At 70.4% G+C, this 26713-nt stretch carries 18 protein-coding genes; 10 read left to right on the forward strand and 8 right to left on the reverse strand.

Annotation, left to right across the window (positions count from 1 at the left end):
* Positions 1-37: 37 nt before the first annotated feature.
* Positions 38-424: a thioredoxin gene (gene trxA / locus IEV96_RS13010; RefSeq protein WP_188510985.1), complete on the reverse strand. Its 387-nt coding sequence runs from the start codon at positions 422-424 to the stop codon at positions 38-40.
* A 163-nt stretch (positions 425-587) separates the two neighbouring features.
* On the opposite strand from trxA, the gene IEV96_RS13015 reads away from it, so the two are divergent.
* From IEV96_RS13015 to IEV96_RS13060, 10 genes are read left to right on the forward strand one after another with little or no spacing between them, the layout of a single operon-like run.
* Positions 588-5177, forward strand: coding sequence for a DUF4082 domain-containing protein (locus IEV96_RS13015; RefSeq protein WP_188510986.1), 4590 nt, complete (start codon positions 588-590; stop codon positions 5175-5177).
* 40 nt (positions 5178-5217) lie between these two features.
* On the forward strand, positions 5218-6276 hold the full coding sequence (locus tag IEV96_RS13020) for a Gfo/Idh/MocA family protein (protein ID WP_188510987.1): 1059 nt from the start codon (positions 5218-5220) through the stop codon (positions 6274-6276).
* Positions 6273-7271, forward strand: coding sequence for an NAD-dependent epimerase/dehydratase family protein (locus IEV96_RS13025; protein WP_188510988.1), 999 nt, complete (start codon positions 6273-6275; stop codon positions 7269-7271). Before IEV96_RS13020 ends, IEV96_RS13025 begins: the two co-directional genes overlap by 4 nt.
* Positions 7268-8470 carry a DegT/DnrJ/EryC1/StrS family aminotransferase gene (locus IEV96_RS13030; RefSeq protein ID WP_188510989.1) on the forward strand — a complete coding sequence of 401 codons (1203 nt, stop codon included), beginning with the start codon at positions 7268-7270 and terminating at the stop codon, positions 8468-8470. Before IEV96_RS13025 ends, IEV96_RS13030 begins: the two co-directional genes overlap by 4 nt.
* On the forward strand, positions 8467-9120 hold the full coding sequence (locus IEV96_RS13035; RefSeq protein ID WP_188510990.1) for an acetyltransferase: 654 nt from the start codon (positions 8467-8469) through the stop codon (positions 9118-9120). The genes IEV96_RS13030 and IEV96_RS13035 overlap by 4 nt, the downstream gene beginning before the upstream one ends.
* Positions 9117-10253, forward strand: a complete 1137-nt coding sequence (locus tag IEV96_RS13040) for a glycosyltransferase (protein WP_188510991.1) — start codon at positions 9117-9119, stop codon at positions 10251-10253. Before IEV96_RS13035 ends, IEV96_RS13040 begins: the two co-directional genes overlap by 4 nt.
* A gap of 5 nt (positions 10254-10258) precedes the next feature.
* The gene (locus IEV96_RS13045; protein ID WP_229733310.1) at positions 10259-11392 is read left to right on the forward strand and encodes a DegT/DnrJ/EryC1/StrS family aminotransferase; all 1134 of its coding nucleotides are present in this window, start codon (positions 10259-10261) and stop codon (positions 11390-11392) included.
* Complete coding sequence (locus tag IEV96_RS13050; protein WP_188510992.1) at positions 11389-12873, forward strand: lipopolysaccharide biosynthesis protein; 1485 nt, start codon at positions 11389-11391, stop codon at positions 12871-12873. Before IEV96_RS13045 ends, IEV96_RS13050 begins: the two co-directional genes overlap by 4 nt.
* Positions 12870-14342: a glycosyltransferase family 4 protein gene (locus IEV96_RS13055; RefSeq protein ID WP_188510993.1), complete on the forward strand. Its 1473-nt coding sequence runs from the start codon at positions 12870-12872 to the stop codon at positions 14340-14342. Before IEV96_RS13050 ends, IEV96_RS13055 begins: the two co-directional genes overlap by 4 nt.
* Positions 14332-15552, forward strand: coding sequence for a rhamnosyltransferase WsaF family glycosyltransferase (locus IEV96_RS13060; RefSeq protein WP_188510994.1), 1221 nt, complete (start codon positions 14332-14334; stop codon positions 15550-15552). The genes IEV96_RS13055 and IEV96_RS13060 overlap by 11 nt, the downstream gene beginning before the upstream one ends.
* Before the next feature lie 17 nt (positions 15553-15569).
* Here IEV96_RS13060 and IEV96_RS13065 read toward each other — a convergent pair whose 3' ends face one another.
* From IEV96_RS13065 to IEV96_RS13095, 7 genes are all read right to left on the reverse strand, one after another.
* The gene (locus tag IEV96_RS13065) at positions 15570-16304 is read right to left on the reverse strand and encodes a chain-length determining protein (RefSeq protein WP_188510995.1); all 735 of its coding nucleotides are present in this window, start codon (positions 16302-16304) and stop codon (positions 15570-15572) included.
* Positions 16305-16343: 39 nt separating this feature from the next.
* Positions 16344-17753, reverse strand: a complete 1410-nt coding sequence (locus IEV96_RS13070; protein ID WP_188510996.1) for an O-antigen ligase family protein — start codon at positions 17751-17753, stop codon at positions 16344-16346.
* A gap of 122 nt (positions 17754-17875) precedes the next feature.
* The gene (gene epsE, locus IEV96_RS13075; RefSeq protein ID WP_188510997.1) at positions 17876-20038 is read right to left on the reverse strand and encodes an exopolysaccharide biosynthesis GT4 family glycosyltransferase EpsE; all 2163 of its coding nucleotides are present in this window, start codon (positions 20036-20038) and stop codon (positions 17876-17878) included.
* An 88-nt stretch (positions 20039-20126) separates the two neighbouring features.
* A complete protein-coding gene (locus IEV96_RS13080; protein ID WP_188510998.1) occupies positions 20127-21962 on the reverse strand; it encodes a DUF4082 domain-containing protein in 1836 nt (611 codons plus the stop codon).
* A gap of 193 nt (positions 21963-22155) precedes the next feature.
* On the reverse strand, positions 22156-23061 hold the full coding sequence (locus IEV96_RS13085; protein WP_188510999.1) for a DUF6492 family protein: 906 nt from the start codon (positions 23059-23061) through the stop codon (positions 22156-22158).
* Between the two features lie 28 nt (positions 23062-23089).
* A complete protein-coding gene (locus tag IEV96_RS13090) occupies positions 23090-25705 on the reverse strand; it encodes a WecB/TagA/CpsF family glycosyltransferase (RefSeq protein ID WP_188511000.1) in 2616 nt (871 codons plus the stop codon).
* On the reverse strand, positions 25702-26706 hold the full coding sequence (locus IEV96_RS13095) for a TolB-like translocation protein (protein WP_188511001.1): 1005 nt from the start codon (positions 26704-26706) through the stop codon (positions 25702-25704). Before IEV96_RS13095 ends, IEV96_RS13090 begins: the two co-directional genes overlap by 4 nt.
* Positions 26707-26713: the final 7 nt, after the last annotated feature.

Consider the following 26713-nt stretch of genomic DNA (forward strand, 5'->3'; position numbering starts at 1 on the left):
GTCGAAGCGGCCCTTTGACAAGCTCAGGGAGCGACGGTTACTCGGCCGCCGGAGCCTCGGCCGATTCGCGCTGCGCCGCGATCTGCTTGTGCACGTCTTCCATGTCGAGACCGCGCACGGCGTCGATGACCTGGCCGAGGGCGGGGGCCGGCAGTGCGCCGGGCTGCGAGAAGACGAGCACGCCGTCGCGGAACGCCATCAGCGTCGGGATCGACGTGATGCCGGCGGCTCCGGCGAGAGCCTGCTGGTCTTCCGTGTCGACCTTCGCGAAGGTGATGTCGGAGTTGGTGTTGCTGGCCTCCTCGAAGATGGGCCCGAACTGCTTGCAGGGGCCGCACCACTCGGCCCAGAAGTCGACGAGCACGATGCCCGGCTCGAGGACGGTGGTTTCGAAGTCGTCGGAGGTGAGGTTTACGGTAGCCATCACTCCAGCCTAGAAGCTGACTCTGAGAAGCGCATGGCCGTGTCGTCCACACCCGAATGAGGGGTGCGAACCTCGAAGCATATTGGCCCCGGGCTGTAACCCTTTTGGGGGGCTAGGTGGGGGCTGCCGCTGTGCCACTATGTCGTCGTTACCCGGAGGCACCATGACGACTTACCCGAAAATTCGTCGCGTCAGAAAATCCCGTTTCGCGACGGCCATTGCAGCAACGATCGCCCTCGTCGGCGCCCTCGTGGTGCCCGCCGGCATCGCGGCGACCGCCGCCGGCGAGTGCGCCCCTGGCTCCAACCCGATCGTCTGCGAGAACAGCAAGCTGGGCACCGATCCCGAGGTGTGGGACATCGACGGTGCCGGCGACCCCGACCTCCAGGGCTTCTCCACCGACATCAGCGTGAACGTCGGATCCCGTGTCGACTTCAAGATCGACACCGACGCCACCGCGTACACGGTCGACATCTACCGCACCGGCTACTACGGCGGCGACGGCGCCCGCAAGATCGACAGCGTCACCCCGGTGCCGCCGCCCGTGAACGGCCAGCCGTCGTGCATCAACGCGGAGAGCACCGAGACGTACGACTGCGGCACCTGGTCCGTCTCCGCCTCGTGGAATGTCCCGGCGACCGCCGTCTCGGGCGTCTACCTGGCCGTGCTCACCCGTACCGGCACGCAGCTCAAGAGCCACATCACGTTCATCGTGCGCGACCAGTCGAGCCACTCCGACGTGATCTTCCAGACGTCCGACCCCACCTGGCACGCCTACAACACCTACGGCGGATCGGACTTCTACGCGGGTGCCGCGCACGGGCGTGCGTACAAGGTCAGCTACAACCGGCCGTTCGCCACCCGGGGGGCGAACGACGGGCGCGACTTCTTCTTCAGCAACGAGTACCCGATGATCCGGTTCCTCGAGAAGAACGGTTACGACGTGAGCTACCAGAGCGGCGTCGACACCGACCGCTACGGCTCGCTGCTCACGAACCACAAGGTGTTCCTCTCCGTGGGCCACGACGAATACTGGTCGGCCGCGCAACGGGCCAACGTCGAAGCCGCGCGCGACGCCGGGGTGAACCTGCAGTTCCTGTCGGGCAACGAGGCCTACTGGCGCACCAGGTACGAGCCGTCCCTCGACCAGAACCACACCCCGTACCGCACGCTCGTCTCGTACAAGGAGACCTGGGCGGCGAAGAAGCTCGACGACACGAGCCCGCAGTGGACGGGCACCTGGCGCGATCCCCGGTTCGCCTCGCCAGCCAACGGCGGAGGGCTGCCCGAGAACGCCCTGACCGGCACGGCCTACCGGGCGAACCACGACGATCTCGCCGTCACCGTCACGAAGGCCCAGGGCAAACTGCGCCTGTGGCGCAACACCGGTCTGGCCTCGATGACCGCGGCGACCCAGGCGCTCGCGCCGCACACCGTCGGTTACGAGTCGAACGAAGACCTCGACAACGGCTTCCGCCCGTCCGGGCTCATCCAGCTCTCGACGACCGTGGGCCCCACCCCGCAGCTGCTGCAGGACTACGGCCAGGAAGTTCTCCCGGGAACCACCACGCACCACCTCACCCTGTACCGCGCGGCGAGCGGTGCGCTGGTCTTCAGCGCCGGCTCGGTGCAGTGGGCGTGGGGACTCGATCAGGAGCATGACGGCGACGGCGCTCCGGCAGACATTCGGATGCAACAGGCTCAGGTAAACCTCCTGGCCGACATGGGCGCCCAGCCGTCGACGCGTGCGGCCGACCTGGTCGCGGCGGCGGCGAGCACCGACACCACCGGGCCGAGCGTGACGGTGACCTCGCCGGCCGCGGGAGCGACAGTGCCGAACGGCTCGACTGTCGTGCTCACCGGTACGGCCTCCGACTCGGGCGTGGTCGCGGGCGTCAACGTGTCGACCGACAACGGCGCCACCTGGCACCCGGCCACCGGCACCACCTCGTGGCAGTACACCTACGTGCAGCACGGTAAGGGCGCGACCCCCGTGCTGGTGCGGGCCGCCGACGACAGCGGCAACTACACGGCAACCGCGAAGACCGTCACCTACAACGTCACCGGACCGTACAGCGTGTTCGGGCTCGAAAACCCGGTCGTCGCCGACGCGGGCGATCCCGACGCCGTCGAGCTCGGCCTGCAGTTCACCCCGACGGCCGACGGCTTCATCTCGGGCGTGCGCTTCTTCAAGAGCGCGGCCAACACGGGCGCCCACACCGGATCGCTGTGGACCGCCGACGGTGTGCGCATCGCGACGGTGAACTTCCAGAACGAGACCGCGTCGGGCTGGCAGAGCGCCAACTTCACGTCGGCCGTCGCTGTCACGGCGGGAACGAAGTACGTCGTGTCCTACCTCGCCCCCAACGGTCACTACTCCGCGTCGAAGTACCACTGGATCAGCCGCCCCGACAACGCGGGGCCGCTCACCGTCGCGGGCGGATTCGCGGCCGAACCGGCCGGCCGCTTCGCCGGGGGAGGCGGATTCCCGGCGCAGCAGTTCGCCCGAACCAACTACTACGTCGACGCCATCTTCGAGACGACCGACAACACGCCGCTGACCGCGGACGACGGGTGGCCGCTCGCCGATTCGACGAGCGTGCCGACCACGACGAGCATCACGGCGACGATGTCGAAACCCGTGACGCCGTCGACCGTCTCGGTCGTGGTCGCTCCTAACGGCGGATCGGCCGTGGCCGGAGCGACCACGTACAACGCCACGACCAAGACCGTGACCTTCCAACCCACCAATCCCCTGCAGGCCGCCACCGCGTACACGGTCACGGTGACCGCCACCGCGACGGGCGGCGGCGCTCTCACCGCCGGCGGGAACTGGTCGTTCACCACCGCCGTCCCGCCGACCCCCGAGGGAGTCTGCCCCTGCAGCGTCTACAACGACGGATCCGTGCCCGGCACGCTGCAGGTCGGCGACGCCAAGCCGGTGACCCTGGGCATGCGCTTCACGCCCAACGCCAACGGCGCCATCACGGCGCTCAAGTTCTACAAGAACTCGGCGAACACCGGCCCGCACGTCGGCACCCTCTGGGCCGCCGACGGAACGTCCCTCGGCACGGCGAACTTCGACGCCGAGTCGTCGGCCGGGTGGCAGACCGCGAACCTGGCGACCCCGGTCTCTGTCTCCGCGGGGTCGAGCTACGTCGTGTCGTACCGGGCTCCCGTCGGTAACTATTCCGCCACGGGGGGCGCGTTCAGCGGCGCGACGGCCCGCGGCCCGCTGAGCATGCCTGCCTCCGCCGGTGTCTTCAACTACGGCACGGCGTTCCCGACGGCAACCACGACCACGAGCTACCTCGTCGACGTCGTCTTCCAGCGCGTCCCCGACCCGTTGACCCTGACCGGCACCATCCCGGGCAACGGCGCGACCGGAGTCTCCCGCTCGTCGACCATCGTCGCCCAGCTGTCGGCGGCGGTCGCCCCCGGCTACTCGCTCACCGCCTCGAGCGGTGGCTCTCCCGTCGCGGGCTCGACCACCATCGCGACCGACGGCAAATCGATCGTCTTCACCCCGGCATCCGCACTGCCCAACGGCTCTGTCGTGAACGTGACGCTGTCCGGGGCCGTATCGACCCAGGGCGCCGCGATGGCGACCAAGAACTGGTCGTTCACGACGGTCAACGAGTCGACGACGACGGTGACCCTGTCGAGCCTCTTCGGAACGGAGACGCCCGCGGTCGCGGCCATCCCCGGCGAGTCGGCGCCGGTCGAGCTCGGGGTCGCGTTCACCCCGTCGACCGCCGGATCGGTCACCGCGATCAAGTTCTACAAGGGCGCGGGCAACGGCGGCACGCACGTCGGCCACCTCTGGTCGCCGACCCACGAGCTGCTGGCGACCGCGACCTTCATCAACGAGACCGCCACCGGCTGGCAGACGGCGCACCTGTCCAACGCCGTTCCGCTCACCGCCGGCCAGACCTACGTGGTGTCGTACTTCGCACCGCAGGGCCACTACGCCTACACGTCGGGGTACTTCTCGTCGCCGAAGACGAGCGGCCCGCTCACCGCCCCGGCCGCGGGCAACGGGCGCTACGTCTATGCCTCGGCGGGCGGCTATCCCTCCGACACCTACGGCGGCAGCAACTACTTCGTCGACGTGGTCTTCGCGGTGACGACGACGACAGGCGGCGGCGCCGGCCCGACGGGCACCACGGAGCCCACGCCCACGCCGACCCCGACCCCGACCCCGACGCCGACGCCGACGCCGACGCCGACTTCGACCCCAACGCCCACTCCGACCCCCGCCGCACCCACCGCCGCGACCCACGCGGGGCTGTTCGCCGGGGACACCCCGCAGACGCCGACCGTCGGCGAGTCGCTGCCGGTCGAGGTGGGCGTCTCGTTCACCCTGTCGGTCGCGGGCGAGGTGACCGCGATCACCTTCTACAAGGGGCCGGGCAACGGCGGCGCCCACGTCGGCCACCTGTGGACGGCCGCGGGCCAGCCGCTGGCGACGGTCGGCTTCGCCGGCGAGACGGATGCCGGTTGGCAGACGGCACCGCTGGCGTCACCGGTCGCCCTGAACGCCGGCCAGACCTACGTGGTGTCGTACTTCGCACCGCAGGGCAACTACTCCTACACGGCGGGCTACTTCCAGACGGCCAAGACGACCGGAGCGCTTACCGCTGCCGCATCCGTCAACGGTCTCTACCTCTACGGGACGGGCGGAGGTTTCCCGACAGACACCTACGGCAGCGCGAACTATTTCGTCGATGTGAATTTCATACCGAACACCTAGCAACTTCTGACTCTCACCCGAAATGAGAAAGAGGACATAAATGACGACACCACTCACCGTTGCGGTCGTGGGGGCGGGCTACTGGGGCCCGAACCTCGCTCGTAACTTCAGCTCGAGCCCCGACTGGAAGCTCCAAGCAATCTGCGATCTCGACGCATCGCGCGCCGCGGCGCTCGCCGAGAAGGTGGGGCATGTCGACGTGCACACCGACCTCGACGAACTTCTCGCCCGCGACGACATCGACGCGATCGCCGTGGCTACCCCGGCCCGCACCCATCACGCGGTCGTGCTCGCGGCACTGCGTGCCGGTAAGCACGTGGTGGTCGAGAAGCCGCTCGCCGACAGCCGGGAGCACGCCTTCGAGATGGTGCGCGAAGCGGAGGAGCGCGGGCTCGTGCTGATGGCCGACCACACCTACTGCTACACGCCGGCCGTGCTCAAGATCCGCGAGCTCGTCGCGGAGGGCGCGCTGGGCGAGGTGCTGTTCATCGACTCGGTGCGCATCAACCTCGGACTCGTGCAGCCCGACGTCGACGTGTTCTGGGATCTGGCGCCGCACGACCTGTCGATCATCGACTTCATCCTGCCCGGCGGGCTGCGCCCCACCGCGGTCTCCGCCCAGGGGGCCGACCCGCTGCGCGCGGGCAAGTCGTGCATCGGCTACCTGACCGTGCCGCTCGAGAACGGCGCGATCGCCCACGTGCACGTCAACTGGCTCAGCCCCACGAAGATCCGCAGCATGGTCATCGGCGGCACCAAGCGCACCCTCGTCTGGGACGACCTCAACCCGCAGCAGCGGCTTAGCGTCTACGACCGCGGCGTCGACCTCGACCAGCAGTCGATCGACGGCAGCGACCGCGCGGCGTCGACGATCTCGTACCGGCTCGGCGACACCTGGTCGCCGGCGCTGCCGGAGCACGAGGCGCTGGGCGCGATGGCGAGCGAGTTCGCCACGAGCATCCGCGACGCCCGACCCGCCCGCACCGACGGTCTCGCCGGCCTGCGCGTGCTCTCGGTGCTCGAGGCCGCGAGCCGCAGCCTCGACACGGGGGGCGCGATGCAACCGGTCGAGACCGACGAACTGGCGGTGGTCTCGTGACCGCCGTCGCGGGGGCCCGCATCCTCGTCACGGGCGGCGCCGGCACGGTCGGTTCGACGCTCGTCGACCAGCTGCTCGAGGCGGGGGCGGCGCAGGTCGACGTGCTCGACAACCTCGCGCGCGGGCGCGTCGACAACCTGTCGGCCGCCCTCGCCTCCGGCCGCGCGCGGCTCGTCGATGGCGACATCCGGGATCGCGACCTCGTACACGACGTGACGCGCGACAAGGATCTCGTCTTCCACCAGGCGGCGATCCGCATCACCCAGTGCGCCGAAGACCCGCGGCTCGCGCTCGAGGTGCTCGTCGACGGCACGTTCAACGTGTTCGAGGCGGCCGCGGAGTACAAGGTCGACAAGATCGTGACCGCCTCGAGCGCCTCGGTCTACGGTCTGGCCGAGGAGTTCCCCACCGGCGAGCGGCACCACCACCACAACAACGACACCTTTTACGGGGCGGCCAAGTCGTTCAACGAGGGCATGATCCGCAGCTTCCGTGCCATGAACGGTCTCGACTACGTGGTGCTGCGGTACTTCAACGTCTACGGTCCGCGCATGGACGTGCACGGCCTCTACACCGAGGTGCTCGTGCGCTGGATGGAACGCATCGCCGACGGCAAGCCGCCGCTCATCTTCGGGGACGGCCAGCAGACGATGGACTTCGTCTACACCGGCGACATCGCCCGGGCCAACCTGCTCGCGGCGGAGAGCGACTCGCGCGAGGGCGTGTTCAACGTCGCGAGCGGCGAGGAGACCAGCCTGCTGCAACTCGCCGAGGCGCTGCTGCGCGCCATGGACTCCGACCTCTCCGTCGAGTTCGGCCCGGAGCGCGCGGTCAACGGCGTCACCCGCCGGCTCGCCGACACCGGGTCGGCCCGACGCGAGCTCGGCTTCGAGGCGAGCACGGGGCTCGAAGACGGGCTGCGCGAACTGGTCGCGTGGTGGCGTCCGCTGCGCGACGAGATTGCCGGCAACCGCAAGGTCGAGGTGACGGCATGACCCGCATCAACGTGATGAAGCCCTGGTTCGGGCCCGAAGAGGCCGAGGCGCTGACCAGCGTCATCGAGTCGGGCTGGGTCGCTCAGGGGCCACGGGTCGCCGAGTTCGAGGAGAAATTCGCGGAGGCCGTGCAGGCGCCCTTCGCGGTGGCCACCTCGAACTGCACGACGGCGCTGCACCTGGCGCTCGTCGTCGCCGGCATCGGGCCGGGCCACGACGTCGTCGTCCCCTCCTTCTCGTTCGTCGCCACGGCGAACGCCCCCACCTACGTGGGCGCCCGCCCGGTGTTCGCCGACGTCGACCCGCTCACGGGCAACGTGACCGCCACCACCCTGCTCGCGGCGCTCACCCCCGAGACCCGGGCGGTGATCGTGGTCGACCAGGGCGGAATCCCGGTCGACCTCGGGCCCATCCGCGAGGCGCTCGACCCGTGGGGCATCGTCGTGATCGAGGACGCGGCGTGCGGCGCGGGCTCGACCTACCGCGGCCGCCCGGTCGGTGCCGGAGCCCAGCTCACCGCCTGGTCGTTCCACCCCCGCAAACTCCTCACGACCGGCGAGGGCGGAATGCTCACGACCGACAACGCCGAGTGGGCGGACCGGGCGCGAAAGCTGCGCGAGCACTCCATGAGCGTCTCCGCCAACCTGCGCCACGCATCCGTTCTCGCTCCCCCCGAGCAGTACACCGAGGTGGGCTTCAACTACCGCATGACCGACATGCAGGCCGCGGTCGGCATCGTCCAGCTCGGGCGTCTGCCGGAGATCGTGCGTCGTCGCCGCGAGATCGTCGCCGCCTACACGGCCGCGTTGGGCGACGTGCCCGGCCTTCGCCTGCTCGGCGACCCGGAGTGGGGCACCAGCAACTTCCAGTCGTTCTGGATCGAGGTGCTGCCCGACTTCCCCGTCGGCCGCGAGGGGCTGCTCGCCCACCTCGCCAAAGACGACATCTCGGCCAGGCGCGGCATCATGGCCGCCCACCGGCAGCCCGCCTACTCGGGCCGCGACACCGGGACCGCCCCGCTGCCCGTCACCGACCGGCTCACCGAGCACACGCTGATCCTGCCGGTCTTCCACCAGTTGACGGATGGCGAGCTGACCCGGGTGGTCGAGTCGATCAGACGCGCCGCCGGGATGCAGGTGCCGCAGCAGCGCAGCGCCGTCGGCGCGGGCGCGACCCCCGACGGGCGGCAGGCGCCGTGACCGACCTCATCGTGCTCGGCGCGAGCGGGCTGGCCAGGGAGGCGCTCGCCGTGGTGCGGGAGACCGGATCGCACACCCCGATCGGTGTGCTCGACGACCGCGTCGGCCACATCGACCAGATGTTCGCCGGACTGCCCGTGCTCGGCCGCATCGCCAACCTCGACGCCCACGCGCGGGCGGACGTGCTCATCTGCGTCGGCTCCGGCGTCGCGAGGGAACGCATCGTCGACTGGCTCGCCCAGACGGGCGTGCGTGGCATCCGCTATGCCACCGTCGTCGACCCCAGCGTGCGCAATCCGGCCCGCTGCCGCATCGGCGCGGGCAGCATCGTCCTCGCCAACGTGACCATCACGGCCGACGCGACGGTGGGCGACCACGTCGTCGTGATGCCGGGGACCACCATCACCCACGACGACGTGGTCGACGACTACGCGACCCTCGCCGCGGGGGTGTCGCTCGGCGGCGGGGTCACCGTCGGCCGCGGCGCCTACGTCGGAATGAACGCCGCCGTGCTGCCGGGCGTCACCATCGGCGTGCGCGCCGTGGTCGGAATGGCGGCCGCGGTGCTGCAGGACGTGCCCGACAACGAGACCTGGGCCGGAGTGCCCGCCCACCCGCTCACCGCGCGGCCGTTGGAGATGACCAGGTGAGGGTCGCGCTACCCCGCGAGGCCGCGCCCGCGAGCGTGACCGTCGTCGTGCCCTGCTACCGGTACGGCCACTTTTTGCGCCGCATCGTCGCGAGCATCCTCGACCAGACCGACGTGCACGCGAGGGTCATCATCGTCGACGACGCGTCACCGGATGATTCGGCCGACGTCGCCCGGACGATAGCGGGCGAAGACGCCCGCGTGTCTGTTTTCGTACACGAGCAGAACAGGGGACACATCGCCACCTACAACGACGGGTTCGCCCTCGTCGAGACCGAGTTCGTCAGCCTCGTCTCGGCCGACGACCTCGTCGCTCCCGGCGCGCTCGGGCGGGCGACCCGCCTGATGACGACCCACCCGACGGTGGGCATGGTCTACGGACCGGTGATCGACTTCGTCGGCGACGACGTGCCGACGGGCGACTACCGCTGGGGGCGCGAGACGTGGAGCGTCTGGGGCGGGCACGACTGGTTCCGCGGCGTGATGCGCCGGGGGACGAACCCGATCCTGTCGCCGGAGGTGGTGATGCGCACGGCGGCGCTGCGCGAGGTGGGGCAGTACAACGCCGAGCTGCCGCACTCCGGCGACCTTGAATACTGGTTGCGTACCGCGGCCCGGTGGGACGTCGGGCGGGTGAACGGACGCGCCCAGGCTTACTACCGGGTGCACGGCGCGAACATGCATCTCGAACACTTCGACGCCACGGCCGAAGACCTGCGTCAGCGGCAGCGGGCGTTCGCCGCGGTCGTCGCGGGTGGTCTGCCGGCGGGCCTCGACGGCGCCCGCGAGTACACCAGGGCCACCAGGGCGCTCGCGCGGGAAGCCCTCGGCGACGCCCGCAGGAGGCTCGACCGCGGTGCGTCCGCGGACTCGGTGCTGCCGCTCGTCGAATTCGCGGAAGCGCAGTTGCCGTCGTTCGACGGAACCCGGCGCGGCCGGGGCGTCGCCGAACGGATGCGCCGCGCCGAAGCCGGACAGACCCCGTCGACGGGGCAGCGGGCGGCCGAGTTCGCCCGCGGCCAGGGCGACCGTGTGCGGTGGAAGAGCCGCAACCTGCTGGGAATCGGCAACATCGCCAAGGCCACGGCCGACAAGACGACAACCGTGGCCGCCTACGCCGCGCGGAAGGACTGACGACAATGACCACATTCACACCGGAGGCCGGCACCGCCCGGCGGGTCGGCGTGCCGATGCTCGACCTCGGCTACCAGAACCGTCAGGTGGCCGACGAGATCGCGGAGGGTTTCGCGCGGGTCATCGAGAAGAACGACTTCATCCTCGGAAGCGACGTCTCCGCGTTCGAGCGTCAGTACGCCGACTACCTGCACGTCGACCACGTCGTCGGGGTGGGCAACGGCACCGACGCGCTCGTCCTCGCGCTGCGTGCCGCCGGCATCGGCGCGGGAGACGAGGTAATCGTGCCGGCGAACACGTTCGTGGCGACGGCCGAAGCCGTCGTGCTCGTCGGCGCCACCGTGCGGTTCGTCGATTGCGGCCCCGACTACCTGATCGACCTCGACGCGCTGCGCGACGCGGTGTCCGCCGCCACCCGGGCGGTGATCGCCGTGCACCTCTACGGCCAGGTGGCCCCCGTGGACGCCATCCGCACCATCGTCGGCGACGACGTGGTGATCGTCGAGGATGCGGCGCAGAGCCAAGGCGCCCGGGCCGGCGAGCGTTGGGCCGGCGCCCTCGGCGATGTCGCCGCCACCAGCTTCTACCCCGGCAAGAACCTGGGCGCGTTCGGCGACGCCGGCGCGGTCATGACGCGTTCCGAGACGATCGCGAACCGGGTGCGGGCCGTGCGCAACCACGGCGGGCTGCGCAAGTACGAGCACGTCGAGATCGGCACCAACTCGCGGCTCGACTCGCTGCAGGCCGTCGTCTTGAGCGCGAAGCTCGCCCGGCTCGACTCCTGGAACGACGAGCGCCGCGCGATCGCGGCCCGCTACACCGAGGCGCTCGCCGCCGTCGACGGCGTCACAGCCCCGCTCACCGCGCCGGGCGCCGACCACGTCTTCCACCAGTACGTCGTCGAGCTCGACGACCGCGACCGCGTGCTGGGCGAGCTCAACTCCGCGGGCATCGGGGCGGGCATCCACTACCCGGTTCCCGTGCACCTGCTTCCCGCCTTCGCGCGTCACTCGCCCGGCGCAGGGGCCTTCCCCGCCGCGGAACGCCAGGCGGGCCGCATCCTCTCGCTTCCCGTCTACCCCGGGCTGACCGAGACCATGCAGGCGGAGGTCGTCGACCAGCTGGCGGCGCGATTGTGAGTACCGAGGGGCTGGGCGACCGGGCCGCGGCGGGGGTGCTCTGGACCGTCCTGCAGAAGTGGGTCGTGCGCCTCGGCGGTCTTCTCACGGTGGCGATCCTCGCCCGCATTCTGGTTCCGGAGGACTTCGGCGTCGTCGCCATCGCGATGACGGTCATCCCGCTCATCTACCTGCTCTCCGACCTCGGCTTCTCGACCTACGTCGTGCAGACCGCGGACGCCTCGCAGAAGGTGTTGAGCACCGCGTTCTGGTATTCGGCCGTCGCCGGCGTGCTCTTGGCCGCCGGGCTGGTGCTGCTCGCGCCCGTGCTCGGCGCCGCGTTCTCGCTGCCGGCGGTGGTCCCGGTGCTCACCGGCCTGTCGCCCGCGGTGCTGTTCGTCTCGCTCGCATCCATTCCGACCGCGCTGCTGCGCCGCCGGCTCGCGTTCCGTGCGCTCGCCCTGCAGTCGTTCGCGGCCGGCGCCGTCGGGCAGGTCACCGCGATCGCCGTCGCGCTTATGGGCTGGGGCGTCTGGGCCCTGGTCTTGCAGCTGCTCGTCAACCAGGCGGTCGTACTCGGCTTCGCGTGGTGGTCGGCGCGCTGGCGTCCCGGCTTCGAGTTCTCCCGCCCCGAGTTCGCCACGATGTTCCGCTTCGGCACCAACGTCGTCGGGGTCGAGCTGGTGGCCCTCGCGCGCCTCTGGGCGGAGACGGCGATCGTGGTCTCCACGCTCGGCGTCACGGCGCTCGGCTTCCTCAACATCGCGCAGCGTCTCATCCAGGCGACCCACGACCTGTCCGCCGCGGCGATCCTCCCGGTCTCCACCGTGGTGTTCTCGCAGATCCGCTCGACGGTCGACCGCCTGCGCGCCGGCTACCTGCGCGCGCTCGGCCTGTCGTACGTCGTGGTCATGCCGGTCATGGTCTTCGTCGCGGTCGGGGCGCCGCACATCATCCCGCTGATGTTCGGTGGTCAGTGGGGTCCCAGCATCGTGCCGGCCCAGGCGCTCGCCGTCGCCGGCATCATGACCCTCGGCGCGATGCTCGACAACGGCCTCTTCTACGGCGTCGGCAAGCCGGGCCGGTGGCTCGCCTACGCGATCGGCATCGACGTCCTCACCGTCGGGACCACCCTGTTCGCCTCGCGCTACGGGCTCGTCGGCATCTCGGTCGGGTTCGTCGGGGTCGCCTTCGTCGCCACCGTCGTGCGCTGGATGCTCGTCGGCCGCCTGCTCGAGACGTCGACGTGGCGGGTCGCGAAGCCGTTCACGCTCGTCTCGATCGCGGGCGCCGTCTCCGCGGCCGGCGGGATAGCGGCGATGGCCCTCTTCGCCGCCCTGCCCGCTTTCGTCGTCCTCCTCCTCGTGGGCGTGGTCGTCGTGGGGCTGCACGTCGGCGTCGTGCGCCTGGTGCAGCCGGCGACGTTCCACGAGATCGTCGGCCTCGTGCGCAGGAAGCTCCGCAGGGGCCGGGTCGTCGCAGCCGAGGGGGTGCCCGCGTGACGAGCGACTTCCGGCGGCGCGTCCTGCTGTCGCTGCAGCGGCGGCTCGCGTGGATTCCCGCTCCGCTGCGGCGGCGGGCGCGCACGCTGCTTGGCCGCGACCTCGAGGCGGCGCCGACCGTCGACGACTGGTCGACGCGCCTCATCGTCGGCCCCGACGACGCCCCCCTGCACTGGCCCGGGCCGACGACGGTGACCCCGGCGACGCGCGCGCCCCGCCCGGCCGCCGCGTCGACCGGCTCCGAACTGCGCTGCCTGCTGCTCACCGAGTCGATCGATGTCTCGGGCATGGACGAGTTCGTGGCCTTCCTCGCGAGGCGGTTGCGTCGCTACGGGATACTCACCGCGGTCATGGTGGGTTCGGATGATCCGGGGAAGGGTATCGGCGCGCTCGGCCACGCACTGCTCGCCGAGGGCGTCACCGTCGTCGATCCCGGCCGCGAAGCCGGCGCGGCGTGGATGCGATCGTGGCGGCCCGACGTCGTCGCCGTCCACGGCTCAGCGGACTGGCCCCTCGAGGCGGCCGCGGAGCTCGGCATCCCCGCGATCGAAACGCTGCACGGCATGCACAACCTCTTCGGTGCTCCGATCGCGGAGGTCGTGCGGCGCAGGAATCTCGTCGCGGGCCTGATCAGCGTGAGCGAGATGGTGCGGCTGCAGTACCTCGCCCTCGACCACGGGCTCGATCCCGAGGCGATCGTCACCATCCCGAACGGCGTCGACTCACACCGGGTGCAGAGCGTGGACCGTGAGCGCGCACGGGGCGCCCTCGGCCTCACCGACGAATTCCTCTTCGTCTCGCTGGCGCGCCACTCGCTGCAGAAGAACGGCTACGCCCTCGCGAGCGCGTTCGACGATGTCGCCGCGGCGGTGCCGGGTACGCACCTGCTGATCTGCGGCCGCTCCGACGACAGGTCGTACACGGGTCAGGTGGCCCAGTTGAAGCAGCGGATGCCCAGCGGTGACCGGCTCCACCTGCGCGGCAATACCCCTCACATCGCCGTCCTGCTCGCCGCGGCCGACGCCTTCGCCCTCGACTCGTTCTTCGAGGGGTGGTCGCTCTCGTCGATGGAGGCTCTCGCCTCGGGGCTGCCGGTCGTCGTCAGCGACGTGGGCGGCGCCAGGGAACAGCTGACCGGCGGCCCCGCCAAAGGGGCGCTCATCTCGAACCCGCTCGGCGATCCGCTGGCCGTCGACTGGCCGTCGATCAGCGCGGCCCGGTTCCGGCGGCAGGTCAACCGGCACGAACTGGTCGAGGCGATGACCGCGCTCGCGCGCGGCACGATGCCGGTCGGCTCACGCGAGGCGATCGCGGCGGACTCGCTCGCCCGCTTCGACGACGAACTCTGCATCAGGCGGCACGCGTCGGCGCTGACCGCGACGGCGAACGGCAGGGCGATCGCCCTGCGGGGGGAGCTCGCCGTCACCGACACGGCGCTCGGAACGATCGGAGACAACCGTGCTGGATAACCTGAGGTCACGAGTCGGCCAGGTCGCGCGCGTGCTGCGCGCGGAGGGCGTCTCCGGCGCCGGACGGCGCGCCCGCCGACTGGGTCACCGGCTGCTCGGCGAACAGACGGAACAGCTGCCCCTGCTGGCCGCCGACGTGGCCGACTCGACCCGGCTCGGACCGGTCGCCGAACCCGTACTCGTCTCGGGGAGGCCGCTGCGCATTGGCTGGATCACCGCCCCGCCTGGGGCCGGGTCGGGCGGCCACACGACCATGTTCCGAATGATCGAGGGACTCGAGCGTGCCGGGCACGACAACCGTCTTTACCTCTACGACACCTCGCACAGCGACGTCGCCCGGCACGAGCGGGTGATCCGCGACCACTGGCCCGCGGTGAAGGCGACGGTCCACGACGTGGCGTCGGGGACGGACGCGATGGACGCCGACGTCTGGATCGCCACCTCGTGGCAGACGGCGCACGTGCTGGCGTCCCGCCCGCACCTTCCCGGCCGCCGGATGTACTTCGTGCAGGACTACGAGCCCTACTTCTATGCGCACGGCTCCCTCTACGCGCTCGCCGAGGACACCTACCGCTTCGGCTTCACCGGGATCACCGCCGGTGCCTGGCTCGCCGAGGAGCTCGCCGATCGGTTCGGCATGCACAGCACCCATTTCGACTTCGGGGCCGACCTCGGGATCTATTCCGCGGCATCCGGAACCGACCGTCAGGGCGTCGTCTTCTACACCAAACCCAGCGTGCCGCGCCGGGGCCACGACACGGGGATGCTCGCCCTCGAGGACTTCGCCAGGGCGCGCCCCGAGGTGCCGATCCACCTCTTCGGCGACCCGGTGGCGCGGGTCCCGTTCGAGGCGGTGAACCACGGACGGCTGAGCCCGACCCGCCTCAACGAGCTCTACAACACCTGCCGGGTGGGCCTCAGTCTCTCCTTCACCAACGTGTCCCTCATCCCGTGGGAACTGCTCGCCAGCGGGGTGGTCCCGGTCGTCAACGACGCGCGCCACAACCGCATCGTGTTGCAGAGCCCGGGGGTGGCGTGGTCGGCGGCGTCGCCGGCCGCGCTCTCGCGGGCCATGCAGGCGGCGTTCGACGGCTACGACCCGGTGACCACCCCGGGCAGGCTCGAGCGGACGGTCGCCGACGCGAGCTGGGCGGGCGCCGCCGACGCCGTGACGGCGTTCGTGGAGGCGCAGACGCTCGACCGGGCCTGACCGCGTCGGCGCGGTCGTCAGTGCGTGTCGACGGGACTCCGCCGCTCGGAGGGCTTCGTGTCGGGCGTGCCTTCGGGGTCGGCCGTGCCGTCGGTCGGGTCGTCGGCCGTGGCATCCGCGGCGGCGGCGGCCTCCGCGGCGCGACGCCTCCGGTTCTTCTTCGCCGACTCGACCCAGGTTCCCAGCGAGATCGAACCGAAGATGAGGATGACGCCGGCGAGGGCCACCATGATCACGGTCCTGACGCGGCTGGACAGCTTCTCGGTCGCCCTGTCCGGCTCGGCGACGGCGATCGAGGTGAAGAGGAACCGCTCGTCGGCACCGTTGATGGTCTGGATGGCCTGCAGGTTCTCCTCGAAGAGGGTGCCCAGTTCGTAGATGGTCGCCAGTGACTGCTCCTCGGTCTCCCCGGAGGCGGTGATCGACACGATGAGTCCCGCCCCGCCGACGCCGGGGTTGGCGAGGAATTCGGTGCCGAGACCCTTTTGCTTCAGGTGCTCCTGGGTGCCAGGGGCGTTGAGCCGGGTGATCACGACGTTCGCGATCAGGTTCGGGTCGGACGAGCGCAGGTACGGATTGTCGGCGTTGAGGTCATTGAGCGACGGGTCGAGGTCGATCTCCTTCTCCGACGGGATCTTCGGGTTCACGAGCGCGTACGAGATCGTCGACTCGTAGGTCCGTGGCCCGTAGAGGTAGACGGCGGCGGCGGCGGCGATGGTGAGGATGATCGCGGGGAACGCGAACCACTTCATGCGCCAGATCGTTCGAATTACTGCGAGAGGGTCCATCGGTCATTCCATCCGATTCGGGTGCGGTGGGTTCGGGGCGGAGCTCAGGGGGGTTTCCTCGGATTTCACGAGGATCCAGATCGCTCCGGAGAGACCGACGAGCAGCGGGTAGCTCAGCGCGAAGGTCGGGAACGACAGGGAGTCGAAGGTCACCGAGCAGACGGCGGCGACGAAGAGGCCGGCGGCCGACGCGCCGGCGAGGCAGCGTAGGGCGGGCGAGACGGCGTGGCGTGCGGAATGGAGGGCCGCGACGCCGGGCAGCACGAGGTAGATGAAGACGCAGATGATGCCCACGATCCCCATGCTCACGATCGAGTTGAGGTACTGGTTGTCGAGGATCTCCAGCGCACCCCGCGCGGTGTAGTTGCCCGGACCCACACCGAACAGCGGGCGGGCGTCGATCATGCGGGCGACGCGCGGGTAGTTGTTGACGCGGGTGGCGATGGAGGGGTCTGAGGTGTCGGCGCCCAGAGCGTCGGTGAGCGTGCCGACGAATCCGGGAACGGCGATGAAGAGCGCGATGATCACGAAGGGCAGGGTGGCGAGGGTCCGCTGGCGGGCGATCTTCGGCAGGAAGGGCAGCAGCACGGCGATGGCGACGACGGCGGCGAGGGTGCCGGAGCGGGAGACGGTGGCGGCGACCGCGAAGACGAGGAGGCCGGTCTGCAGCCAGTGGAACCACACCTTGCCGCGCGGGTCGTAGAGGGCCCGCCAGATCGAGAGCGGCAGCAGCATGGCGCTCACGACCCCGAACTCGATGGAGTGGAAGGTGCTGCCGGCCACCCGCAGCAGATTGCCCCTGGCCTGGAACGGGGTGTCCCCGCCGTTGTAGGTGAACCCCGGCATCGCGAGCTGCACCCACTCCATGGGGTTGATGTGGAGGGTGAACTGCACGAGACCGACGAGACCGCAGAAGAAGGCGCCCGCCAGCAGCCAACGCAGCAGTTGCAGCATGTCGGCCATGGATCGCACCGATTCGGCCGCGACGAGGATGAGGCCGAGGCTCGCGAAGGCGAGGATGAGCCAGCGGTCCGCGGCCGCGAGGCCGGTGTTGGAGGCCTCGCCGGTCCACCCTCCGTAGAGGGCGATGTACGACGCGATGATGCCGAGCACGAAGATCGCGCCGGCGAGCCGGCCGGGGTACCTGATTCGCACCGGGTCGTGCAGGCGCCAGATCCACGACGCCAGCCAGAAGGCGAAGAGAAGGCAGGACAGGATCATGGGGACGGTGCCGGCGGCCCCGATGTCCTTGATCACCATGCTCGACGGGAAGAAGAAGAGGGAGAACGCCGTGATCCTGAGGATGAGCGGTGTGCCGCCCGGCGCGGACAGCCGGTCTGCGTCGGTCACCGGGCGCCTGGCGGCCGTCGGCTCAGGGCGGGCGGAGGCGGTCGCGAGGGCGCGGTGAGCCATCAGCAGAGCCTCCGATCGGGTTCAGATTCGTGCGAATTGTTCTACAGGGTACAGCGATCGCGATTTCTCGATGCCCCTCGAAATGGGGGCATACGGGGTGTGTTAGAAGGGGGCGCCGCGCATCAGAGCGACTGCACGTTCCGCAGCAGCACGCCGGCGCTCTTCGCACTGCCGAACTCCGCCCGCACCCGCTCCCGGCCCGTGCGGCCGAGCCGCTGGGCCAGCTCGCCGTCGGTCAGGACGCGCCGGATTCCCGACGCGACCGCCGCGACCGATTCGGGGTCGACGAGCAGGCCGGAATTGCCGTCGTCGACCAGTTCGCGCACGCCGCCGCCGTCGCCGATGACGACGGGTGCGGCCATCGCCATCGCCTCCATGATCGCCACGCCGAGCGGTTCGGCGTGACTGGCGAGGGCGAAGACGTGCGCGCGCTCGAGTTGCGCCCGGACCGCCCCCTCGTCGACGGCCCCGAGCAGTTCGACCCGGGCGCGCAGCCCGAGCTCGTCGATCAGACGTTCGAGGGTCGCGCGGTATCCCGTTCCCCCCTCCTCGTCTTCGCCGGCGATCACCAGACGGACGGGGAGGCCCTCGGCGCCGAGCGCCGCGACGGCGCGGATGAGGGTGTCGTGTCCCTTGGCGGGATTGAGCCGCCCGCAGCTGAAGACGCGCGCCTCGCCGTGGCCGTCCCAGGGCGAATAGCCGCTGTCGCGCTGCAACGATTCGGGATCGACTCCCATCGGCGCGATACTGACCGCCGCGGGCATCGCGTCTCCAAGCGTCTCGTGGGCGGAGCCGAGGAGGTCCTTCGTGATGATGAGCGCGAACGACGCGTTCGACCACTTCGCCGGCTGGTGCGAGCCGTAGTCGGGCAGCGAGCCGTGCAGGGTGAGGCTGTAGGTCGGGCCGCCGAGCAGCCGGGCGATGAGAGCGATACGCGCGGAACCGGCGCAGGAGTGCACGTGCACGTGGGACCAGCCCTGCCGTCGCGCCGTGGCGGTCAACAGCGCCCCGCCGATCAGTATGGCGACGCGCTGGGCGGGCGACTCCGGCGGCTTGGCCAGTTCACGTCGGACCGCCCCGAGCCGCCCGCGCAGGAGCGCGGCGACGAGCGCCCGAGCGGCGCCCGCGACGGCCCGCACCGTGGGCCTGCCCAGGTAGGTCGTGGCCCGGATCGCCTCGGCGGACCACTCGTGCGAGGTGATCGACGGGGGCGGCAGCCGGGTGGACACCACGTGGGGGAGGGCGCCTTGGCGTCGGAGTTCGACGATCTCGCGCCAGAAGAACGCGTGGGTCTGTCCGGGAAACTCGGGCACGAGGTATCCGAAACTCGGCGCCCGCCGGGGATGCGCCCGCGGCAGCCGTCCCCAGGTGGACTCGGCGAGCACGTAACGCAGCGCGAGGGCGTTCTCCGGCCTGTTCACGCGTAACACCTCGGCAACGACGGCCACCGCTCGGAAGGCGGCCGCGTAGGCACGCGAATGGAACTTCCGGGCGTAGCGGACGCGGTTCACGGCCGACAGGGCGTTCAGTCGAGGCGAGGCCCCCGACGCGCCCTGTTCGTGCACGACCACGGCGGCCGGCTCGTAACGCACGGTGAAGCCGGCCTTGCGGATGCGACGGCAGTAGTCGGTCTCCTCCGAGTAGAGGAAGTAGCGCTCGTCCCATGGTCCGACCCGTCGCACGACCGCGATGTCGATCATCAGCGCCGCCCCCGTCGCCCAGTCGATGTCGTGCGGGCGGGCGTAGCTGCCCGCGTCGAACACGGTCTCGGAAAGCCGGCCGGGGCGCGCGCGTAATCGGGCGCCGAGGAGCGCGTCGCCGATCGCGGTGAGCAGGGTGGGCTCCCGCCGGAGGGAGGTGTACAGCGTGCCGTCCTCGTTGTTCAGCCTCGGCACGACGGCGCCGCAGCCGGGGGTATCGAGGGTCGCCAGCAGGCGGGAGACGCTCGCCCGCTGCACCACGGTGTCGGGATTGAGCACGAGCACGGCTCGCGTCGGGCCGAGCTCGCGCAACGCGATGTTGATCGCCGCCGCGTAGCCGAGATTGCCCCCGGTCGGCAAGGCGACGACGTCCGGATGATTCGTGCCGAGGTAGCCCACGATGTCGTCATCGGAGCCGTTGTCGGCGACGATGACGCGCATCGACTGGTCGCCGAGCTCACCCCTCAGGCTGGCGAGCAGCGGGTCGATGCGCCCGAGGCTGTTGAACGTGACGATGACCACCGTGACCTCGTTGTGCTGATCCGCGGTTCCGAACCGCGCCCCCTGTCGATCGGCTGCGTTCATCGGCGTCCTCTACTCGAATGGGCACACGACAACGGTCGCGCACGGGGCTCCGTGCGCGACCGTCTCGTCGCCGACTGTCTTCGGATGATCAGCTGAGTGCTATCCGGTAGACGTGGTGGGTGAATTCGTTCGGGAACGAGTCAGTGAACGTGCCGTTGGTGACGGCGATCGTGCGGCCCTCGCCCACCACCTCCACGTTGCCGGTGAGCCCGGCCGGGAGGGTGAACGACCGGGTTCCCGTCGACCCGTCGGTCATCGCGAAGATGTACGCCGAGCCGCCCTGTGTCTTGAGCGAGGTCTCCAGCTGCGGTCCGAAGTTCCAGACGTAGGACTGCGTGTTGATGACCGGCGCCAGCGACTTCACCTTGGCGTCGACGGACCTGACCTTGTTCTGCAGGGCCGCACCGCAGTCCAGCAGCGCGTAGTTGCCGCAGCCGCTGTTGTTGTGCTGGAAGTAGGCGATTCCGGCGGCTCCGTGGATGATGCCGTTCCAGACGGCGCCCTCTAGCTGGTCGCCGCTGATCGACGTCGCCCCCTCTTCCGTGAGGTACGGCTTCGCTGCCTCGACGAAGACCCAGTTCGGCTTCGACCCTGCCGGCGAGGAGAAGGTCTCCATGCGGTCCTGCAGCCAGCCGTAGGTGCTGGCGGCGGCGGGGTTCTTGCCGGCCGGCCAGAACGGTGAGCCGGGGAGGAGGTCCTGCACGTGGGTGCTCGTGTAGGCGTACTTGTCGACGCTGCTCACGTCGACGTAGGCGAGGTGGTCGTCCATCGTCTCGGGCGACCAGTAGCTGCCAAGCACTCCGTTGCCGAAGTTGGCCTGCAGGAAGCGGCCGTCGTTGTGCGAGCGAGCCTCGGCGGCCTGCCTCTGGCCGATCGCCAGGCTTCCGTACTCGCCCTCGGCGCTGTCGCAGCCGCCCAAGCCCATGTCGCACTCGTCGCCGATGTGCCATCCGACGACCCTCGGATCGTCTCCGAGCTCCGCGGGGCTCCACTCCGGCTGGGCGATCAGCGAAATGCCCTCGTCGGTCATCGTCGAGACGCTCGACCCGTCGTGTTCGGCGCCCATGTAGGTGTTCACTCCGAGGTTGGCGAGTGTCGCGGCGTGCTCGGGCTTACCGAAGAACACGGAGATGGGGAAGAACGACGGGTCGTCCCAGCCGGCGGCGTTCGCCTTGGGGAACTTGGCGTAGTAGGACGGGCCGCCCCACCAGGGTTCGCGCTGCAGGTCGAGCACCGCGCCGGACGGCGGGTTCGTGGGGTCGACGGGCGGGGTGGTCGGGTCGACCGGGGGTGTCGTGGGATCGACCGGGGGAGTCGTCGGGTCGACGGGTGGCGTGGTCGGGTCGACCGGGGGCGTCGTCGGGTCGACCGGCGGCACCGGGTCGGTCGTGTAGACCACGTCGACGTAGTAGTTGGAGTTCTCGAAGTTGCGGCTCGGGAACCGGCCCTCGCGGTAGGTGTAGACGCCGGCACCCTCGGGGAAGGTCACCGTGCCGTCGGTGATCGGGGCGTCGAAGCCCTGCGTGTCGGCGGAGTACAGGCCGTCCGGCGCGGAGTATGCGGCGACCAGGGTCTCGCCCGCGTCCACGGGCACCGGTGTGTCGAACGAGGCCTCCTGCCAACCCGACTCCGTCTCGTCGGCGAAGGTCACCCGCGAGAGGAGATTGCGGGAGGAGTCCCAGAGGCTGCCGACGTGCTCGCCCGTGTTCTCGGGGCCCTTGTAGAACCGGATCCCGGTGACGGTGATGTCGACGTCGCTGCTGAACGTGACGCCGAGTTCGACGGCGTTGCTGTCGGGATCGGTGATCAGCTGCGGAGTCGTCGCGTCAGAGAAAACCGTCTCTTCGGCGTACGCCGCCTGGGGTGCAGGTGCGAGGGTGGACATGGTCAGGGCTGCGAGAGCGACCGCGGCGGTTCCTGCCACGGCCAATCTGGCAAAACGCCTGCTCAGGCCGCCTTTGCCCTGAGCATTATGCTTGCTGGCTCGTTTCATCATCGCGTCTACTCCGCTCGATTCCTACACATCGTTGTGACATCGCGGACCACGCTAACACCGTGTCGAAGCAATCCCGCCTGATATGAGAAGACCCTCATTCGGGGGGTATTGCGGAACGGGCTCATCGCGTCGCCGATCGGATGAAATCCACGATCTCGGGCGGGGTGTTCGAGTTGGACTGGACGTGGAGGGCGACGTCGGCGGGGTCGATGGAATCGACGAAACGTCTGGCGCCCTCGAGGTCGAGCGGGCGCGGGTCCCAGTGGCTGTGGCACAGGGTGCTCGAGGCGACGAACGACAGCTGCCGAGGGGTTCCGAACTCGGCCAGGTACTCGCCGTAGAGCACGTATTCCGAGAACTCCCACTCCCGAGAGACGACGGTTTCCCACCCCCGCGACGCCACCTCGGACAGGCGGTCGGTGCACTGGCGCACGACCTCCGGGTCCCAGGAGATCAGGCTGCCGATCGGATCGGCGAAGGGCGGGAGGCCGTCGGGGGCGACACCGAGCATCCGTCTGGCGGCATGGTGCCACGCGACGTGACGCGTCATGCCCGCTGTGATCGCCTCGGGACTGCGGTAGAAACGCACCGCCGTCGACGATGCGAACGCGTCTTCGGTGACCGGGCGGATGAGCTGCACGTCGGAGTCGATGACGAGCAGCGTGTCGCAGTCCGTGCGCATGGCCATGCTCAGCTTCACGATCTGCTGCAGGAGCCAGCCGCGCAGGGGCGGCCACGGCCGGCGCACGTTGACCGCGATGAAGCGGGCGCCGCGCGGCGCCCGCGGGATGCGGGCGACGGCGTGAGCGAACCAGGCCGTCGACACGAACGACTTCGGCAGCAGGTCGCGGTAACCGATGAGAACCATCCGGCCCGACGCGATGGTCGCGAAGAGCGCGAGGTCTTCGTCGGGAACCACGACGTAGTGCACGACGGCGGCGTCCGTGAACTCGAGCACCGACCGGTGCAGCACCGCGAAGGAGTCGAAGTCGGGGGCGTACGACGGTGTGAGGATGGCGAGTGTCACGACCCGCCTCCCCGCCGGCGTTGCCGCATCAGTTCTCCTCGTCGAACAACGGGACCCGGTGCGCCGTCGTGCGCGGCCGGGCGGTGCGGCTCCCCGGGGCGAGGGAGTCGACACCGCGGCTGGAATCGTCGCGCTCCCATGCGTTCGCCGAGCCTGCCCGTCGGGCCCGCCTGCGCCCGACCGAGGTGAGCGCCGCGTAGACGGTGGCGTCGATCAGGGCGAAGGGGCCGCGCACACTCGACAGCAACTCGATCACCGTCGTGGTGGTCGTCGACTGGGCGGGGGCGCCGAGGTTCCCGCGCCGCTGCCGGGTGAGGATGGCGAGGAGGCCCGCGAGGCTGCGGGGGGTGCGCACGCGCACCGGTTCGGTCGGCACCACGACCTTTTCGCCCGGCACGAAGAGCGAGTCCACGATGAGATCGTCGGCGGTGAGGTCGGGGAACTGCCCCAGCCTCTTGTGGCCGGCCTCGCTGAGCGCATAAGCGCCCGCGCCCCACAGCGACTCGTCGGTCGAGGGCATGCGTTCGCGCGCCCGGTAATAGGAGCGCACGAGCATGGTGGCGCCCGTCGTGTCGTACCTGAAATCGGGTCGGGCCGCGAGCACCCGCCCCGTCTCGAGTTCGCCGAAGACCGCGGCGACCGCGCCCGGGTGGATCTCGACGTCGGCGTCGAGGTAGAGCCGCGGCCACGAGCGGGCGGCGGCGTCCCCTGCGTTCAGCGCCGCCGCCTTCGACGGCCGGTCGATCTCGACGACCCGCACGCCCGGGAAGCTCCGCGCGATCTCGGCCGTGTTGTCCGTGCAGCCGTTGCACACCACCACGACTTCGGCGGTCGAGGGTGGCAGGGTCAGCGCCCGCAGGGTGCGCGCGATCACCGCCGACTCGTTGTGGGCGGGGACGATGATCGTGCCGGTGGGCGTCGACCGGGGGTGTACCGGCCATCGGGTGGCATGGGGCAGCCGCCGCCACGACGGCTGGTCGAGCAGCACGCGGAGGGTGTTGCGATGCTCGCCGCTGTAGCTGCGCAGCAGCTCGTGCAGGATGACGACCGCGTGGAACCCCGCCGCGTACCCTGGCGAGTGGTGCTTGCGCACGTAGCGCACCCGGTTGACCGCCATCAGCGCGGCGAGGGCACGCGAGGTGCCCGAACCGCCCTGGTCGTGACGCACGCGCGCGTGGGGTTCGTACCAGATGTCGACCCCGAGGTCGCGCAGCCGGCGGAAGTAGTCGGTCTCCTCCGAATAGAGGAAGAACCGGGAGTCCCATCGGCCCGCCAGCTCGGCGACCTCGCGGCGCACGAGCACGGCGGCACCCGTCGCCCAGTCGACGCGGTGGGCGTGCTGGTAGCTCTCGGCGTTGGTGTCGATCTCGCTCGAGAACGCGGGCCGGTCACCGCCGTGGCTGCCGAGCAGGGCGTCGCCGATCGCCCGCCCGATCGTCGGCTCGCGCCGCAGCGACGGGTAGACGGTGCCGTCGGGCGCCAGAACCTTCGGCACGACCGCCCCGACGCCCGGCATGCGGAGTCTGCGCAGCATCTCGGCGATCGCGCCGCGCTCCACCTCGAGGTCGGGATTGAGCACGAGCACCGCCTCGGCGTCGCCCGCTCGGCTCAGCGCGAGGTTGATGCCCGTCGCGTAGCCGCGATTGCCGCCCGTCTCCACGGCGACGATGTCGGGGTGCGCGGCGACGAGGGCCCGGGTGGAGTCCGTCGATCCGTTGTCCGCCACGATCACCCGCAACCGCAGGGTCTCGGCTTCGGCACGCAGGCTCTCGATGAGCGGACCGACATGGCGCGCACTGTTGTACGTCACGAGGGCGATCGCGATGTCGGCGCTCTCGCCCTCGGGCACGAATCGGCCGGTCGCGGTGCTGGCCGCGCGCTCCGGCACGGGCGCCCGCCGCACCGAGCGGTAGGCGGGCGGCCCGTCGACGAGGTACCGCGTCGCCAGCCTGCGCGGCTCGTGGGCGAGCCTCCACGCCCACTCGACGCCGGATTCGGCCGCCCATTGCGGAGCCCTGTCCACCCGCTCGGCGAGGAAATCGACCACGGCTCCGAAGGCGAGAAGCACACGGGCCCCGGTCGCCTCGCCGTGCTCCGCCATCCAGAGTTCTTGCCGCGGCTTCCCGAGGCAGACCACGAGCACGCCCGTGTTCGCCTCGGCGATGTCGCGGGCGATCTCGCGCGAGCGGTCGCGGTCGGCCAGGTCGTCGCGCGACGGCGACCACAGGCCCGAGAGCTCGAGCGCCGGGTAGTCGCGGGCGAGCCGTTCGCGCAGGGCGGTGTGCGTCTCGTCGTTGCCGCCGAGGAAGCCGACGCGCACGCCGTCCTCCTCCGCCGCCCGCAGGATCGGTTCGATGATGTCGCTGCCGGCGAGCCGCGGCCAGACCCGGCCGGTGAGCCGGCCGGCCTGCGCCGCCAAAGGGGCGCCGTCGATGAGGTGCAGCCACTCGAGCGGGGCGCGATCGATCGTGCCCTGCCATCGTGATCCGCCGCCGAAGTGGTGCACGTGGTCGAGGTTGACCGAGACGACCCCGAGCGCGGGCGCGTCGGCGTCGAGCGTGCGCAGCCGGATCTCTTCGACGGCGCCCGAGCGGTCGCGCAGGTCGACGGGGCATCCGCCGAGCATGATCCGTTCGGCGCTCACGGTCGCACCACCGACGGAGAGGAGGCGTGCTCGATGAAGAGGGCGGATGCGCCGCTTCCGTCGGCGGGGATCGACCAGACGTCGCTGTCGCCGGGTTGGTCGTCGCGTGGCACACCGTAGAGCAGCGTGGAGTCGTCGAGCCACTCGATCTGGTCGTCGATGTTTCGGGGGTCGGGCATCACGGTCTCCTCGTTGGTGGCCAGGTCGAGCACGGCGATCGACCAGTACGCGGTCGCGGTCGTCGAGACGTTCTTCTTGTATGCGATGCGGGTGCCGTCGGGTGAGACCGACGGGCACTCGACCGACTCGTGCACGGTGGTGAGGGTGCGGGCCGCGAGGCTGCCGCGCACGAGCCAGGTCCGTGAGTTCGTCGCCGCCGTGGCGTAGAAGATGTCGGGGTCGTTCGTGAAGGTGACGCCCCAGAAGTTGCGGTCGGCGGCGGTGTTCGCCTCGCCGTCGATGGTCAGGCCGAATTCCTCGAGGTTGCCGAACTCGTCGCCGCCGACCGTCGCGATCTGCGTCGCCGTCGAGAATCCGACGGTCGCGTACGCCTCGCCGGTGACGAACGATGTGAAGGCGACGCGCTCGCCGTCGGGGGAGACGCGTGCCCTGCTGGGGATGCCCGGCAGGGGCCAGCTCTTCGCGACGGCACCCGCCTCGTCGAGCAGGTTGGCGGAGAAGGTCGTCAACACCCCGCGGTCGATGCGCAGGCACATGCTCGAGCGGGCACCCGAGTAGATACGCTCACACGCTACGTCGCTCACGGATCGAGCGCCCGAGGGGTCTGCGGCGGATACGCTCGCGACGAATCCGTAGGCCGCATCCGGACTCGTCGCCCGGAAGACGATGCGGTCGGCGGCGACCTGCGTTGCGAACGCCGCGGCCTGGGCGTCCGGGGGCGTCTGCTGGCGCGCCTGATAACCCAGGATGGCGACGACGCAGTACGCGGCCGTCGCGCCGAGCAGCACGACGGTCAGTGCGGCGGCGACGACGAGTCTCACCCGCGGG

The sequence above is a fragment of the Conyzicola nivalis genome (assembly GCF_014639655.1).
GTDB lineage: Bacteria > Actinomycetota > Actinomycetes > Actinomycetales > Microbacteriaceae > Conyzicola > Conyzicola nivalis.

Bases quoted from the DNA above. Each gene is read 5' to 3' on its own strand.
- IEV96_RS13030 (WP_188510989.1), top strand. From the start codon at position 7,268: ATGACCCGCATCAACGTGATGAAGCCCTGGTTCGGGCCCGAAGAGGCC.
- IEV96_RS13065 (WP_188510995.1), bottom strand. From the start codon at position 16,304: ATGAAGTGGTTCGCGTTCCCCGCGATCATCCTCACCATCGCCGCCGCC.
- IEV96_RS13020 (WP_188510987.1), top strand. From the start codon at position 5,218: ATGACGACACCACTCACCGTTGCGGTCGTGGGGGCGGGCTACTGGGGC.
- IEV96_RS13045 (WP_229733310.1), top strand. From the start codon at position 10,259: ATGACCACATTCACACCGGAGGCCGGCACCGCCCGGCGGGTCGGCGTG.
- IEV96_RS13015 (WP_188510986.1), top strand. From the start codon at position 588: ATGACGACTTACCCGAAAATTCGTCGCGTCAGAAAATCCCGTTTCGCG.
- epsE (WP_188510997.1), bottom strand. From the start codon at position 20,038: ATGAACGCAGCCGATCGACAGGGGGCGCGGTTCGGAACCGCGGATCAG.
- trxA (WP_188510985.1), bottom strand. From the start codon at position 424: ATGGCTACCGTAAACCTCACCTCCGACGACTTCGAAACCACCGTCCTC.
- IEV96_RS13070 (WP_188510996.1), bottom strand. From the start codon at position 17,753: ATGGCTCACCGCGCCCTCGCGACCGCCTCCGCCCGCCCTGAGCCGACG.